Raw genomic sequence first — 14,888 nt, forward strand, 5'->3', positions numbered from 1 at the left:
CGCCAGGCGCCAACACGCCGGACTGGTCGAGCAGGACCTGCAGGCCGAAGGGGAATCAGGGGAAGCCGAAGATCGACACCTTGGAGCCGGCCTCGACCCGGGAGCCCGGGAGCGGGTTCTGGGCGATGACGCGGCTCTGGTCGGGCGGCGCCAGGTGGGCGGCCTCCACCTGCAGGCCGAGCGCCTGCAGCGCGTTGCGGGCCTCGGTGACCGTCCGCTGCGACACGTCGGGCACGGTGACCGCGCTGGACAGGAACACCCCGACCCGCTTGCCGTCGGTGTCGCCCAGCTCCTTGCCGGCCGGCGGGTTGGTGCGGACCACCTTGCCGCCGTCGACGTCGCCGGCGAACTCCGCGCCGGCGTCGAACGGCTCGAAGCCCGCCTCGCGCAGCACCTGGAACGCCTCGTCGCGGGTCTTGCCGCGGACGTCAGGAACCGGTTTGGGCTTGGGCCCCTTGCTCACGACGATCTTGACCGGGGTGTCGATGGTCAGCTCGGTGCCCGGCGCCGGATCCAGCCCGACCACGGCGCCCTTGGGCACGGTGTCGTTGAACTCGTTGCGCCCGTCGTCGCGCTGCGGCTGCAGGTCGGCGTCCTCGAGGGCCCGCGCCGCCTCCTCGAAGGCGATGCCCGGCTTGACGTTGGGGACCTTCGGGCGGCCCATCGAGACGATCAGCTTGATCTGGTCGCCGCGCAGCGCCTCGGCCCCGCCGGCCGGCTCCGTCGTGATCACCAGGCCGGCCGCGATGTCGTTGTGCCGCACCTGGACCAGCTGCGGGCTCAGGTCGGACTCGGTGAGCTGCCGCTCGGCGCTGGCCCGGTCGAGGCCGGCGACGCTGGGCACCGACGTCCAGCGTCCGGCGGCGAACCACCAGGTCGCCGTGCTCACCAGGGCCACGACGAGCACGCCGACGAGGCTCAACAGCACGATCCGCCGGTTGCGGTTGGGCGGCCGGGGCGGCGCATGCACCGGCTGGCCACCGGTCGGCGGGTGCGTGCCGTACGGGGGGCTCTGCGGGGTGAACGGCGGCGGGGCCGCGGTCAGCACCGGCACCGGCGCGCTCGGCGGCGCACCGGGGGGCGGGCCGGGCGGCTCGAGGTCGGTGCGCAGCCAGGCCTTGGTGCCGCGCGGTCCGACCGCCTGGAACCCTTGCGGTGCATGGCTTACCAGCGTGGCCGACGCGACCGGGGCGACGGTCCCGGCGTCCGGACCGTGCGCGTCGAGCGTGCCCGAGGTCGAGCCGGCGTCGATCGGCACCTCCAGGCCGAGCGCGCGGACCTGGTCCTCGGCGGTCACCGGCAGCGTGCGGTCCACGAGGTGGTGGCGCGGCACCGGAATCGGCACCGCCGGAATCGGCACGGTGGCGCGGATCCGCTGCAGCTCGAGCAGGAACGCGCCGGCGTCGAGCGGACGGGCCGACGGGTCCCGGCGGGTGGCCCGCAGCACCAGCTCCGCCAGCTCCGCGGGCAGGGCGCCGCTGGCCGGGGTCGGCGCCGGGACGTCGTCGTTGACGTGCCGGTACGCGATGGACAGGGCGTTGTCCCCGGTGTACGGCGGAGTGCCGGTGAGCATCTCGTAGAGCAGGATGCCCGCCGAGTACACATCGCCGCGCGCGGTGGCGGTGCCGGTGGTGACCTGCTCGGGCGACAGGTAGGCGACGGTGCCGAGGATGACGCTGCTGCTCGTCGTGCCCGCGCTGGCGACCGCGCGGACCAGGCCGAAGTCGCCCACCTTGACCGCGCCGTTCGCGCCGATCAGCACGTTCTCCGGCTTCACGTCGCGGTGCACCAGCCCGGCCCGGTGCGCGGCGGCGAGCGCGCCGAGCACCGGCTCCATGATCGACAGAGCCAGCGGGACACCCAGCGCGCCGCGCTCGGCCAGCAGGTCGCGCAGCGTGCCCCCGTCGACCAGCTCCATGACCAGGAAGACGTGGTCGCCGTCGAGCCCCTGGTCGTGCACGGCCACGACATTCGGATGGTGGATCCTGGCCGCCGACCGGGCCTCGCGCTCGAACCGGTCGACGAAGGCCCGGTCGGCGGCGAACCGCGGGTCCATCACCTTGATCGCGACCGGCCGGTCCAGCCTGGTGTCCACGCCGCGGTAGACCGACGACATCCCGCCGCGGGCGAGCAGCGCGTCGACCCGGTATCGCTGCTCGAGCAGGGCTCCGGCGAGGCTGGCTGCGTCCTCCACGACCGCGATCGTACGGAGCATGAGCCGGCCGCGTGGTCAACCCTCACATTTGTAACCAACCCGCTTGCGCCCGTTGATTCATCGCCGCAGGGCCGCGGGTATGGCACCCTGTTCGGCGTGAGTCAGATCCCGGCCGCTGAGGACGTGCTCGACCCCGCGGTGGAGGTGCTGACGCTGCCCGAAACGGCGCAGCGGCTCGGCCTACCGGTCACCAGGGTCCAGCAGGCTCTGCGGGACGGCCACCTGATCGCGATCCGGCGCGGCAGCGAGCTGGTCGTCCCGACCGCCTTCCTCACCGACGACGGCGCCATCGTCAAGGGCCTGCCCGGCACGATCACCGTGCTCACCGACTCCGGGTTCACCCGGGACGAGATCGTTCGGTGGTTGTTCACCGCCGACGACTCCCTCCCCGGCACGCCGATCGAGGCACTGCGCACCAACCGCGGCACCGAGGTCAAACGCCGGGCACAGGCGCTGGCGTTCTGAGCCGATTCGGATGAGGGTTGTTCAGAACGCGGGCGGTGCGTGCGTGGTCCTGCGGTTGCGTGTCCGACCGCTCGGGCGGGCCTCCGGTCCACCCTCGCTAGTCGGAGTTCTGAATCACCCTCGGGGCAAGCAGCGCGGCCGTCAGACCGGCGGCGGCGACCAGTGCCCGGCGGCGCGCGGGCACGGCGACCCGGCGGTCGAGCACGGCGTAGTCGGCGGCGACGATCTCGTCCAGGATGCCGCGGTAGAGCGTGCTGGCGGTGCGCACGCACGGCCGGGACTCGGGGCGCAGCAAGGCGATCCCGGGCTCGGCGGTGCGGTACACGGCGTAGGTGTGTATGCGACCAGGTGGGCCAGCGCGCGGCGGATCGCGGGGTCGGGCCGGCCGGTGCGGCGCGCCCGGACCAGCCTCGACCGGTCGACACCGAACGCGGCCAGCTCCTCGGCCGGCAGGTACACCCGGCCGCGGTCGAGGTCCTCGCCCACGTCCCGCAGGAAGTTGGTCAGCTGGAACGCCTCGCCGAGCGCGCTGGCCGCCGGCTCGGCGGCCGCGATCGGTCCGACGGTGCCGAGCACCGGCAGCAGCTGCAGCCCGATCACCCCGGCCGAGCCGTGCATGTACCGCGCCAGCTCGGCGAACGACGCGTAGTCGGTGACGGTCAGGTCCATCCGCATCGAGGCGAGGAACTCGGTGAGCAGCTCCACCCGGATCCCGTACCGCCGCACGGTGTCGGCCAGCGCGACGAGCACCGGTCGGGCGGGCCCGCCGTCGAGCGCCACCCGCAGCTCGGCGGCCAGCGCGTCGAGCGCGCGGGCCCTGGTGGCAAGGTCGGCGCCGGGCGCGTCCACGATCTCGTCGGCCACCCGGGCGAACCCGTACAGCGCGTGCACCGCCGGCCGCCGGTCCGCCGGCAGCATCCTGGTCGCCAGGAAGTAGGTGCGCCCGTGCCGCGCGTTGATCCGCCGGCACTCCCGGTATGCCGACCTCACCGGGTGCAGCTGACCCACTGGCCCGCCGGGCAGCCACCCTTGTCCGAACGGTAGGCGTCGACCAGCTGCTTCTCGAGGGCGTACGCCGACGCCGCGTTGTCGGTGGCGGTGACCAGGGAGTAGCCGCACACCGCCCGGTTGGTGGCCAGGCAGGTGCGCAGCTGGCCGGTGGCGTGATCCTGCCAGTACTTGCTGCCGACCACGCCGTACTTCCACACCTTGTCGGCGTAGGAGATCGAGTAGACGTAGTGGCTGCCCTCGGTCTTGCGGTCCTTCGGGTCGGCGGGCTTGGCCTGCGCCTTGCCGGAGATCGACGACAGGTCGGGCGGGTCGGCGAGGACCAGCGGGGCCCAGGACGCGCCGTAGGGATGGGTGCCGACCACCGAGTGCGCGCGCTTCCAGAACTCCACCCACTCCGGGGTGGCCAGCGTGCAGGTCGCGGTGCCGGGCTGGCCGGGGGCGACCGGGCCGACCTCGATCTCGCACGAGCCGAGCGGCGCCTCGTCCCCGGTCCAGTTGGCCTTGACGTGCACCCGGACCGGCACCTTCGCCGTGTTGGTGAACTCCACGATCAGCGAGCAGCTTTCCGGCCCGCACGCGTCGAACCGGTGCGGCCCCTGCTCGACCGTGGTCAGCGCGTCCACCGCGGTGGTGAGCTGCGCGGCCTGGGCGGCCAGCTCCTGGTAGAACTTGCCGGCCTCGCCCGTCGTGTCGGCCACCTCGGCGACCAGGTCCTCGACCCGGGTGTTGTCGGTGTTGCCGAACCGGGACAGCGCGAGCTTGACCATGCCGTGCGGCGGCTCCGCGGCCAGGAACATCGCGCCGAGGTCCAGCGGAACCTTGATCACCTGGAGGCCGGACTCGGTGGACTTGGGCCGCTCGGCGAGGGCGCCGTCCCCTCCGGTCACCGGCTCCTTGGCCAGGTTCTGGCTCACCAGGTCGGGCGTGAGCATCTCGCCGAACTCCACGCCGAGCAGCACCGGCGGCAGCTTGACCCACCGGTCGGCGATGGCCGTGCCCTTGTCCTGACCGTTGCCGATGCCGCGCAGCGCCGCCCAGAACGCGGCCGGGGCCTTGACGTACAGCGTCTTGTTGACCACCAGGACGTTGCCCGGCGCGTCGTCCACGGTCACCGTGCCGAGCACCTCCCCGGCGTTCGACACGGTGAGGTCGAAGGTGATCTTCTCGTCCGACGCCGAGGTGAGCGTGCCCCGGTAGTGCACGGTCCCGGCCTCGCCGAAGTTCAGCAGCGACTGGGTGATCGACTCGGCGGCGGTCAGCTCCGGGATGACGGCGGGCTCGGGTTGGCCGCTGACCTCGTTGCGGCAGGCGGCGCACAGCATGGCCACGATCCCGAGCAGGGCGACGAGCCTGGACCACCCTCGCCGTCCCAGATCCATCCTTGCTCCCACCTCGCCGCCGGTGTCCGTCACCCAGTGTGCGGCATCCGGTCCGCCTCTCCGGAACCAACTGCTGTCGCCGCGTTCCAGCGAAGGGTGCGGTTGTCCGGTGCCGTCACGGTCCCCTGAGGTTCCGTTGGTTGGTGCAAGGATCCCACACGAGTTTCACGAACCGGGCCTCGTTGGTCTCAGTGGTCATCGCGATCTGCGCCCCGCCGCAATCGCTGCGGCGGGGCCCACCCACCGGTCGATCACCCGACCCGCTCCGGGCCCCGCCTTCGGCCGGGGCGCCCTCGATGGTCACCCCGGGTGCCGCGGGATGCCCTGGCACCTTGTCTGTCAAGTGATTCTCATTGCCGCCAGCCGTCCGGAGACGAGCACCGGCGGGATGCCGACACCCGGGGTGGTGCCGCAGCCGGCGAGCACGGCGTTGTCGATGCCGGGCACCAGGTTGCGCGGCCGGAACGGGCCGGTCTGGCGAAACGTGTGGGCCAGCGAGAACGGTGTGCCGGCGGCCAGGCCGCGCCGCGCCCAGTCGGCCGGGGTGACCAGCCGCTCGACCTCGACGGCGGCGTCGAACCCGGCCAGCCCGCGGGCCTCGAGCACGCGGCCGAGCTCGGCCCGGTAGGCCGGCCCGACCCTGGCCCAGTCGACCGGGCCCACCCGGGTGTTGGGGCACGGGGCGAGCACCGAGACGAGCTGCCGGCCCGGCGGCGCCATGGTCGGGTCGGTCGCCGTCGGCCGGGTCACCAGCAGGGAGGGGTCGCTCATCAACCGGCCGCGCACGGTGATCTCGTCGAAGGTCCGGTCCCAGTGCGCGCCGAAGAGCACCGTGTGGTGGGCGAGGCACGGCCACGTCGCGGTCAGGCCGGCGTGCAGCACCACCGCCGAGGGCGACCAGCGCGCCGCCCGGCGCGGGGCGATGCCCAGCAGGCGGTAGCTCACCGGCAGGTCGGGGGTCAGCACCACGGCGTCGCAGGGGATCCGCTCGCCGGTGTGCACCGCGACGATCCGGGCGCCGCGCCGCTCAACGGCCCGCACCGGCGTCGCGTACCGCAGCGTCGCCCCGGCCTCGGCCGCCGCGCCGGCCATCGCCCCGGCGACCGCGCCCACCCCGCCCTTCGGGAAGTACACCCCGGCCACGGTGTCCATGTAGGCGATCACGGCGTACGCGGCCAGCGCCCGAGCCGGCGGCACCCCGGCGTAGAGCGACTGGAAGGAGAACAGCCGGCGCAGCCGCTCGTCGCGCAGGAACCGGCCGACCGCCGGGCCCAGCCGGCCGAACCCGCCCAGCGCCACCAGCCTGGCCAGCTCGGGGACCAGCAGGTCGAGCGGCGAGTCGAAGTTGGCGCCGATGAACCGGTCGCGCTGCACCCGGTACAGCTCGGTCAGCCAGGCCCGCAGCCGAAGGTAGCCCGCGGCATCCCGGGCGCCCGCGACCCGGCGCACCTCGGCCGCCATGGCGTCGCCGTCGGTGTGCACGGCGATCGCGCTGCCGTCGGCGAAGTGCGCGAGGTAGGCCGGGTCGAGCCGGACCAGCTCGACCCGGCCGGCCAGCGACGCGCCGACCGCGGCGAGGGCCTCGTCCGCCAGCTCCGGCATGGTCAGCACGGACGCGCCGGTGTCGACCGTATAGCCGTCCATTGTGGACTGACCGGCGCGACCGCCGGGGCCGTCCTCGGCTTCCAGCACGGTGACCCGGCGCCCGGCGCCGAGCAGGTGCAGCGCGGCCGACAGCCCGGCCAGGCCGGCGCCGACGACTACCACGTGATCGGTGCGCCCGGGGACCCGCCGCACCGTCAGCGGTCCCGGGCGGTGGCCGCGACGGCCAGCTCGGCCAGCCGGGTGGCCGCCGGCTCGGCCAGGTCCGCGGCGGCCAGTGCGTCCATCGCCGACGCGGTGAGCGTCTCGATGCGCCGCTCGACGGCGGCCACCGCGCCGAGATCGGTGAGCACGCCGCGGATCCGCTCGATCGTCGCCGCGGTCAGCTCCTGGTCGCCGAGCGCGGCCCGCAGCGCGTCCGCGTCGGCGTGCCGCCCGGCCTCCTCGGCGTGCCGCATGCCGAGCGCCACGAGCAGGGTCCGCTTGCCCTCGCGGAGATCGTCGCCGGCCGGCTTGCCGGTGGCCCTGGTGTCGCCGAACACCCCGAGCAGATCGTCGCGCAGCTGGAACGCCACGCCGAGGTCGGCGCCGAACCGGCGGACCGCGGCCACCGTGCCCGAGTCGGCCCCGGCCAGCGCCGCGCCGAGGTGCAGCGGGCGCTCCACCGTGTAGGCCGCGGTCTTCATCTCCGCCACGGCCAGCGCCGCCGCCGGCGACTCGTCGCCCTCGGCCTGCGCGAGCACGTCGAGGAACTGCCCGGCGAGCACCTCCGAGCGCATGGTCTGCCACGGCTCGCGGGCGCCGGCCAGCAGGTCCGGGGTGAGCCCGGAGCCGGCGAACATGTCCTCGGCCCAGGCAAGGGCGAGGTCACCGATCAGGATCGCGGCGGCCATGCCGAACCGCTCCGGATCACCCAGCCAGCCCTTGGCCCGGTGGGCGCCGGCGTACGCGACGTGCACCGTCGGCGCGCCCCGGCGCACGTCCGACGCGTCAATCAGGTCGTCATGGATCAGGGCGCAGGCCTGCAGCAGCTCAAGCGCGCTCACCGCGCACAGCACCGCGCCGGCCCGTTCGCCGGCCGCCTCGCCGCCCGCGCCGCGCCAGCCCCACCACGCGAACGTCGGGCGGATGCGCTTGCCGCCGTTGAGCACGAAGCCCGACAGCGTGTCGACGGCGTCGGCGAAGGCCGGCGCCCGCTCGGTCAGGACGGCCCGGCGCACGGTCAGGAACCGGGCGAGGGCGTCCTCGACGTTGGCCGTGACCGCGTCGTCGATCGTGGTCAGCTCGGAGGGGGCTGGCATTCGACCATGGTGCGCCGTGACGGGGGTGACCCGGGCTCCGGGGCCTCCATTACTCTCGGGCGCATGACCTCGGTGGTGGAACGGCTGCGCCGCGACCATCCCGTGTTCTCCGTCGAGTTCATGCCGCCTCGCGACGACGAGGACGAACGTCGGCTGTGGCACGCGATCCGCTCGCTGGAAGGGCTCGACCCGGCGTTCGTCTCGGTGACCTACGGCGCCGGCGGCTCCAGCCGGGACCGCACGATCCGCACCACCGGCCGGGTCGCGCGGGAGACCACCCTGGTGCCCATGGCCCACCTGTGCGCCGTCGACCACTCGATCGCCGAGCTGCGCAACGTGATCGGCTGGTACGCCGCGCTCGGGATCCGGAACATCCTCGCGCTGCGCGGAGATCCGCCGGGCGATCCGATGGGCGACTGGGTGCGCCACCCCGAAGGCCTCAACTACGCCGAGGAGCTGGTGCGCCTCGTCCGCTCCCTCGGCGACTTCTGCGTCGGCGTGGCCGCCTTCCCGTACGGCCACCCCCGCTCCACCGATCTCGAGACCGACACCGACCACCTGGTCGGCAAGCTGCGCGCCGGCGCCGACTTCGCGATCGCCCAGCTGTTCTTCCAACCCGAGGACTTCCTGCGGCTCCGCGACCGCCTGGCCGCGCGCGGCTGCGACTCCCCCCTGCTGCCCGGCATCATGCCGCTCACCACCCCCCGGGTCCTCCACAAGAGCGTCGAGCTCTCCGGCTCCCCGGTCCCCCCCGCCATCGCGTCCCGCCTCGACCCCCTTGCCGACGACGCCCCCGCCTTCCGCGCCGAGGGCATGGACATCGTCACCGAGCTGTGCCACCGCCTGCTCGCCGAGGGCGTCCCGGCCCTGCACTTCTACACGTTCAACCGCTCCAAGGCGACCATGGAGGTCGTCGACCGCCTTGGCCTGGTCGCCAGCCGCACAGGTCCGCCTCTTCGGAATTGAATGCGGTCGTTGCGTTTCGGCGAATGGTGCGGATGTCGGGTTGACTGCGGCTGGCTGCCGTCACGGTCTCCCTGAGGTTCCGTTGGTCAGCCCTCCGGTCGGCGGCGCCGATCAGCGGGCCTGCGCCTGCTCGGCGGCGAGGGTGCGGCGGTGGGTGAACAGGGCGAGCGCGAGGACGATCAGTGCGACGCCGACGGCGGAGCCGCCGACGATCATGACCCAGCGGGTCCAGGAGACGCCGGAGGTGTCGGTGTACTCGGCGGTGACGTTGAACTCGGTGACCGCGCCCGGCTTGGGCTTCCAGACGACCGTGCCGTCCTCGTTGAGCCCGTTGGTCCGGTTGATGGCGCCCGGGAACGCCATTCTGACCTCCACGTCGGCCTTCTCGGCCGGCAGCTGGGTGAGGTCCATGGAGCCGTTCATCGACACCAGGTCGCCGGAGCGACGGAAGCTGAGCCGGTACTGCTTGCCGGTCGTGATCGTCTCGACGAGCCGGGTCATGTCGGCGAACCGCATGTCGGTGAAGGTCAGCTTCTGGCCGACGTAGCCGTCCTGGACGTACTTCTCGCTGCGCACCTTGTCGGCCAGCTCCGGCACGATGGTTAGCGGCGGGCCGTTGTCCCCCTGCCGGCTCGGCAGGGCCGCGATGATCACCTCGCCGGACACCAGGTCGTCCTGCGAGACGGCCAGCGCGGCATGGATCCGCACGCAGCCGCTCAGCGAGAGCACGGCCAGCACGGCGAGCAGCCCGAGGGTGATGAGCCGGCGCAGGGGGCGGGGGAACACGCGGTCATCCTGCCAGTCGTCGATGAGCCGCAACCCACCGGCCGAAAGCGATGCCGGCCGGAGGATCCCGAACGGTAGCGTGCCGGGCATGGCGTCTGTCGAGAACGGTGTGCACCCCATCAGCGATCGGTATGTCGAGGACTACGCGGCCCTGGATCCGATCGTCGCGACCTTCCAGGGCATTATTGGACATGACGATCAGCTGCCGGATCTGTCGCCGGACGGGCACCTGGCCCGCGCCGAGCTGGCCGCGGGCGCGTTACGCGCGATGGCCGCCGCCGAGCCGGCCGACGACGCCGAGCGGACCGCAAAGGCCGTCTTCGCCGAGCGGATCGGGCTCGAGGTGGAGCTGCACGACGCCGGCCTGCCGGCCGCCGCGCTGAACGTGATCGAGAGCCCGCCGCAGATCATCCGGCAGGTGTTCGACCTGATGCCGGCGGACACCGAGGAGCACTGGGCGGCGATCGCCGCGCGGCTGACCGCGGTGCCCGACGCGCTGGCCGGCTACCGGACCTCGTTGCTGCACAGCGCCGACCGGGGCGTCGTCTCGGCGCTGCGCCAGGTGGAGCGCACGGCCGAGCAGTGCGACGTCTGGTCCGGGGTGAACGGCGGCACGTCGTTCTTCACCACGCTGGTGGCCGCCGCCGACGGTGTGGACGACGTGCTGCGCGCCGAGCTGGAGGCCGGGGCGCAGGCGGCCAGCAAGGCCTACGCCGCCCTGGCCACGTTCCTGCGCGAGGAGGTCGCGCCGCGGGCGCCGATCGAGGACGCCGTCGGCGCGGAGCGCTACCGGCTGTGGTCGCGGCTGTACCTCGGCGCCGAGATCGATCTCGCCGAGGCCTACGAGTGGGGCTGGGCCGAGTTCACCCGCCTCGAGACGGAGATGCGGCAGGTGTCCGGGCGCATCTCCGCCGGGGGGAGCCCGGCCGAGGCGGCCGCCCAGCTCGACGCCGACCCGCGCTACCGGCTGTCCGGTCAGCGCGCGCTGGTCGAGTGGATGCAGCGGCTGTCCGACCAGGCGCTCGCCGACCTGCGCGACGTTCATTTCGAGATTCCCGACGAGCTGATGCGGCTGGACTGCCGGATCGCCCCGCCGGGCGGCAGCGTCGGCGCCTACTACACCAGCCCGACGGACAACTTCGGCCGGCCGGGCACGATGTGGTGGTCGGTGCCCGCCGACCGCGAGGAGTTCCTCACCTGGCGGGAGACCAGCACCGTGTACCACGAGGGTGCGCCGGGGCATCATCTTCAGGTCGCCACCGCGGTCTACGAGTCGGCCCGGCTCAACCGTTTCCAACGGCTGTTGGCCTGGGTGCCGGGTTACGGCGAGGGGTGGGCGCTCTACGCCGAGCGGCTGATGCGCGAGTTCGGCTACCTCGACGACGACGGAGACCTGCTCGGCATGCTCGACGCCCACCTGTTCCGGGCCGCGCGAGTGATCATCGACATCGGCATGCACCTGAAGCTGCCGATCCCGGCCGGCACGGGGTTCCACGAGGGCGAGACGTGGACGCCGGAGCTCGGACTGGAGTTCATGATCACCCGGACGCTGACCGAGCCGGTGTACGCCCGCGACGAGGTCGACCGCTACCTGGGCTGGCCGGGCCAGGCGCCGGCGTACAAGCTCGGCGAGCGGCTCTGGCTCGCGGCGCGCGACGGGGTCCGGGCCCGGCACGGCGCCGAGTTCGACCTCAAGCGCTTCCACATGGACGCCCTGCGAATGGGACCGATGGGGCTGGACACGCTCAAAGAGCGGCTGGCCACCCTGTAGGGCGACTCAGAGGGGGAGCTCGCGCCCCAGCACGCCGAACGGCCGCGGGTCACCGGTGAACCGGTAGCGGCGCAGCACATCCACGAAGCCCAACCGTCCATAGAGGACCCAAGCGCGCGACGGACCCTCCGGTGTGGACAGCAGGACCTTGGCCGCCCGCACCCCGGAAAGCAGCCGCCGCAGCAGCTCCTCGCCGATGCCGCGGCCCTGGCTGTCCGGCCGCACGTGCACCTCGGTCAGCTCGAAGTAGTCGCTGAGCCATGCGTCCGCGGCGGCCGGGCCGGCCTGCTCGATGATCCCCCGCCGCACCTGCTCGTGCCACCACTGACCCGGCGCCCCCCGGTAGCCGTAGGCGATGCCGACCAGCCGCTCATCGGTGTCCAGCGCGGCGACGCACCGCCAGCCGGCCCGCAGCATGTGCGCCAGCCACATCGGGGCGCGCTGTTCCGCCGTGCCCTTCGGGTACCGCATCGCGTTGACGTACAAGGCGAGCGCCTCGTGAAGTCGGCCCCGCAGCTCGTCGGGCGACAGCTCGACGAACCGCTCGACGCGGGGCGGCACTGCGGTCACGGGGACCCATCCTCCTCCTCCCAGGAGACCAGCGCAGCCATGCCCCCCGTCAACGTGACCAGATCGTCGAACGTGGTGGGGAAGACGGACCTCGGATGCCCGGCCGCCGCCCACACCACGGGGTAGCGGGCCAGGTGCCGGTCGACGAACGTGCGCACCGGCCGCGGGTGGCCGACCGGCGCCACCCCGCCGATCGCCTGCCCGGTGTGCTCCCGCACGAACGCCGGGTCCGCCTTGACCACCCGCCGCGCGCCGGCCAGCTCGGCCAGCCGGTCCGGGTCCGCCCGGTGCGCCCCGGAGGTGAGCGCCAGCAGCGCCGCGTCCCCGTCGTCGTGCACGGCGCGGAACACCAGGCTGTTGGCGATGGCGCCGACCGACACGCCGAGTGCCCGCGCGGCGAGGGCGGCGGTGCGCACCTCGTCGTCCAGGATCCGGATCCCGTCGGCCGCCGCGGCCATCCCGGCCGCCCGGAGCACGGCGGCCACGGTGCTCACCGAAGGGTGCTCCAGCACGCTCATGACCTCATCAGATCATGCTTGTGAGGGCTTGCCGGCGCCGAGGCCGGGCCGGAGGCTCGCCGGGGGGTCGGTGTGTGCCAGCCGTCGGCCGACAACGGGATGTAGTGCTTCCAGCCTTGCGCTCACCTTGATTCGACACCGTCGAGGTCTTTGCCCGAGTGGGGTTGAGCCCGCCTCCTAGCCGGGTTAAGCTCGAATTGTTCGAACTGGTGTTCGAACAATTGGCCCGGTGGTGGGGTGGGGGAAGCGCCTCACCACCGGGCGCCGCCGGCTTCCCCACGGCGTTGTCGTCACAGTCGGTGACGATCGGAGAGCGCGAGGAGGCCCCGATGACCATGGCTCTGGACTTCCCGATCCGTCGCCCCACCGTCCCCCCGTCCGTCCAGCGGCTGCTGACCGAGGCCGAGCAGGGCCTGGCCGCGGCCGAGCAGGAGACCGAGCCGGCCCACCGGTTCGCCACGGCGTACCTGTCCGCGCTGCGCGCCGCCGCGGCGATGCTCGCCATGCGCGGCCGCCCGCATCGGGGCCGGGCGCGACCGACCAGCGTGTGGACGCTGCTCGCCTCCGTCGCCCCCGAGTTCCGCGAGTGGGCTGCGTTCTTCGCCGCCAGCTCGGCCACCCGGGCGTCGGTGCAGGCCGGCATCACCCGGGTGGTCAGCCAGCGTACCGCCGACGACCTGGTCCGCCAGGTGGGGCAGTTCGTCGACCTGGTCCGGCGCGCGATCCGGGGCGCCAGCCGATGACCGGACGGGTGCTGGTCGGCTACGACCGGCTGCTCGACACGATCGGTACGGAGGCGGAGCGGATGACCGGCTCGGCGGCCGGCGCCGACCCCGAGTTCGACGTTCCCGGCTGTCCCGGCCTGACGCTGGGGGAGACGGTCCGCCACGTCGGCAGCATGTACCGGATGGTCCTGGCCTGGTTGCGCACCGGCGAGCGGCCGAGCACCTGGCAGCGCGAGCCGGACGAGGGGCAGCCGGTCGAGGAGTACCTGCTGTCCGGGATGCGGGCGGTGGTCGACCACCTGAGCGCGTACGACCCCGAGGAGGGCTGCACGACCTGGTGGCCGGAGCACCAGGCGTACGGGTTCTGGTACCGCAGGTTGGCGCACGAGACGACGGTGCACCGCTTCGACGTCCAGGGCGCGGCCGGCCTCGAGCCGGACCGCGTGCCCGACGACATCGCGCTGGACGGCGTGGACGAGATCCTGCACCTGTGGTTCACCCACCGGCTGGCCGCGCTCGGCGTGTCCGGCACCCGGCACGGCCGGATCAAGGTACGCAGCGGCGGGCGGGCCTGGCTGGCCAGGGCCACCCCCACCGGCGCCGCGGCGTGGCGGGTGGAGGCCGACGACGAGCCGGCCGACGGGACCATCACCGCGCTGCCGCACGACATGTACGTCTGGCTCTGGGGCCGGATTCCGCCGCACACCCAGGCCCTGACCCGGGCGGGCAGCGACGACGCGATCGCCCAACTGTGGGCATTGCTGCGGCTGGCGACCCGCTGAGCGCGGGATTGTCGGAGCGACCGGATAGCGTCTGCCCATGCCGTGGAGGCTGACCAGCGTCGTCTTCGAGGCCGCCGACGTGGCGGCCCTTGCCGACTTCTGGGCCTCCGAGGTCGACGGCTGGGCGTACCGGCCCGCGCGCGGCGAGGTGCGCTTCGTGCCCACCGACGCCGAGGACGGCCCGGTCGAGCTGGTGATCGCCCCGGCGCCGCGGCGCAGGGGCGGGAAGAACCGGATCCACCTCGACCTGAACACCCACGGCATGCAGGAGTACCAGACCCGCAGGGACGCCCTCGCGCTCGCCGGCGCGCGGCCGGTGGACATCGGGCAGGGCGAGCTGGTCCCGTGGACGGTGTTCGCCGATCAGGAGGGCAACGAGTTCTGCCTGCTCAAGCCGCGCGACCGGTACCGGGACGCCGGCCGGATCGCGGCCATCGTGGTCGACTGCGCCGACCCGGAGCCGCTCGCCCGGTTCTGGTCGGCGGCCACCGGCTGGGAGATCGTGGAGAGCGAGCCGGGTTTCGCCGCGCTGCGCGGGCCCGGCGCGCACGGCCCGTTTCTGGAGTTCTCCCGGGTCGCCGACCGCAATCCGGAGCCAAGCCCGGTGTCGCTCGGCTTCGAGTCGTACTGGGCGCACCAGCACGAGACCGACCTCGACGGGTTGTGCGCACTCGGCGCCCGGGTGGTCGGCAAGCACGACGGCGAGGTGTCCTACACGGTCCTGGCCGACCCGGAGGGCAACGAGTTCCGGGTCGTGATCCCGGTGTGGCCGCCACCGACCTCCTAACATGGCGATC

Annotated in this window: 13 protein-coding genes and 1 pseudogene; 6 read left to right on the top strand and 8 right to left on the bottom strand. The window is 73.4% G+C overall.

The window, feature by feature from the left end:
* Positions 1-55: 55 nt before the first annotated feature.
* Positions 56-2,215 (bottom strand): Stk1 family PASTA domain-containing Ser/Thr kinase, encoded by a 2,160-nt coding sequence (locus tag VGX25_RS26510; protein WP_414635973.1) that lies wholly within the window; start codon positions 2,213-2,215, stop codon positions 56-58.
* A 96-nt stretch (positions 2,216-2,311) separates the two neighbouring features.
* On the opposite strand from VGX25_RS26510, the gene VGX25_RS26515 reads away from it, so the two are divergent.
* Positions 2,312-2,680: an Rv2175c family DNA-binding protein gene (locus VGX25_RS26515; RefSeq protein WP_326920625.1), complete on the top strand. Its 369-nt coding sequence runs from the start codon at positions 2,312-2,314 to the stop codon at positions 2,678-2,680.
* A gap of 97 nt (positions 2,681-2,777) precedes the next feature.
* Here VGX25_RS26515 and VGX25_RS26520 read toward each other — a convergent pair.
* The 4 genes and pseudogenes from VGX25_RS26520 to VGX25_RS26535 all read right to left on the bottom strand — a co-directional run bounded on the left by VGX25_RS26520 (position 2,778) and on the right by VGX25_RS26535 (position 7,973).
* Positions 2,778-3,703, bottom strand: a pseudogene (locus tag VGX25_RS26520) (phytoene/squalene synthase family protein).
* On the bottom strand, positions 3,667-5,070 hold the full coding sequence (locus VGX25_RS26525) for a hypothetical protein (RefSeq protein ID WP_326920626.1): 1,404 nt from the start codon (positions 5,068-5,070) through the stop codon (positions 3,667-3,669). The pseudogene VGX25_RS26520 and the gene VGX25_RS26525 overlap by 37 nt, the downstream one beginning before the upstream one ends.
* 339 nt (positions 5,071-5,409) lie before the next feature.
* Entirely contained in the window at positions 5,410-6,867 is a 1,458-nt protein-coding gene (gene crtI / locus VGX25_RS26530) for a phytoene desaturase family protein (RefSeq protein ID WP_326920627.1), read from the bottom strand.
* A gap of 2 nt (positions 6,868-6,869) precedes the next feature.
* Positions 6,870-7,973 carry a polyprenyl synthetase family protein gene (locus tag VGX25_RS26535; protein ID WP_326920628.1) on the bottom strand — a complete coding sequence of 368 codons (1,104 nt, stop codon included), beginning with the start codon at positions 7,971-7,973 and terminating at the stop codon, positions 6,870-6,872.
* 63 nt (positions 7,974-8,036) lie between these two features.
* On the opposite strand from VGX25_RS26535, the gene VGX25_RS26540 reads away from it, so the two are divergent.
* Positions 8,037-8,939, top strand: coding sequence for a methylenetetrahydrofolate reductase (locus VGX25_RS26540; RefSeq protein WP_326920629.1), 903 nt, complete (start codon positions 8,037-8,039; stop codon positions 8,937-8,939).
* 111 nt (positions 8,940-9,050) lie between these two features.
* Here VGX25_RS26540 and VGX25_RS26545 read toward each other — a convergent pair whose 3' ends face one another.
* Positions 9,051-9,815 carry an LppM family (lipo)protein gene (locus tag VGX25_RS26545; protein ID WP_326920630.1) on the bottom strand — a complete coding sequence of 255 codons (765 nt, stop codon included), beginning with the start codon at positions 9,813-9,815 and terminating at the stop codon, positions 9,051-9,053.
* On the opposite strand from VGX25_RS26545, the gene VGX25_RS26550 reads away from it, so the two are divergent.
* Positions 9,814-11,496, top strand: coding sequence for a DUF885 domain-containing protein (locus tag VGX25_RS26550; protein WP_326920631.1), 1,683 nt, complete (start codon positions 9,814-9,816; stop codon positions 11,494-11,496). The genes VGX25_RS26545 and VGX25_RS26550 overlap by 2 nt on opposite strands.
* A gap of 6 nt (positions 11,497-11,502) precedes the next feature.
* On the opposite strand, the gene VGX25_RS26555 is transcribed toward VGX25_RS26550, so the two are convergent.
* A complete protein-coding gene (locus VGX25_RS26555) occupies positions 11,503-12,066 on the bottom strand; it encodes a GNAT family N-acetyltransferase (protein ID WP_326920632.1) in 564 nt (187 codons plus the stop codon).
* Positions 12,063-12,584, bottom strand: a complete 522-nt coding sequence (locus VGX25_RS26560) for a YbaK/EbsC family protein (protein ID WP_326920633.1) — start codon at positions 12,582-12,584, stop codon at positions 12,063-12,065. Before VGX25_RS26560 ends, VGX25_RS26555 begins: the two co-directional genes overlap by 4 nt.
* 329 nt (positions 12,585-12,913) lie before the next feature.
* On the opposite strand from VGX25_RS26560, the gene VGX25_RS26565 reads away from it, so the two are divergent.
* Genes VGX25_RS26565 through VGX25_RS26575 form a run of 3 tightly spaced genes read left to right on the top strand, consistent with a single transcriptional unit; the run spans position 12,914 to position 14,878 of the window.
* The gene (locus VGX25_RS26565; protein WP_326920634.1) at positions 12,914-13,327 is read left to right on the top strand and encodes an SAV_6107 family HEPN domain-containing protein; all 414 of its coding nucleotides are present in this window, start codon (positions 12,914-12,916) and stop codon (positions 13,325-13,327) included.
* Positions 13,324-14,091: a maleylpyruvate isomerase N-terminal domain-containing protein gene (locus tag VGX25_RS26570; protein ID WP_326920635.1), complete on the top strand. Its 768-nt coding sequence runs from the start codon at positions 13,324-13,326 to the stop codon at positions 14,089-14,091. The genes VGX25_RS26565 and VGX25_RS26570 overlap by 4 nt, the downstream gene beginning before the upstream one ends.
* 37 nt (positions 14,092-14,128) lie before the next feature.
* On the top strand, positions 14,129-14,878 hold the full coding sequence (locus VGX25_RS26575) for a VOC family protein (protein ID WP_326920636.1): 750 nt from the start codon (positions 14,129-14,131) through the stop codon (positions 14,876-14,878).
* Positions 14,879-14,888: the final 10 nt, after the last annotated feature.

It is taken from the genome of Actinophytocola sp. (assembly GCF_035942955.1).
Classification (GTDB): Bacteria; Actinomycetota; Actinomycetes; order Mycobacteriales; family Pseudonocardiaceae; genus DASYTH01.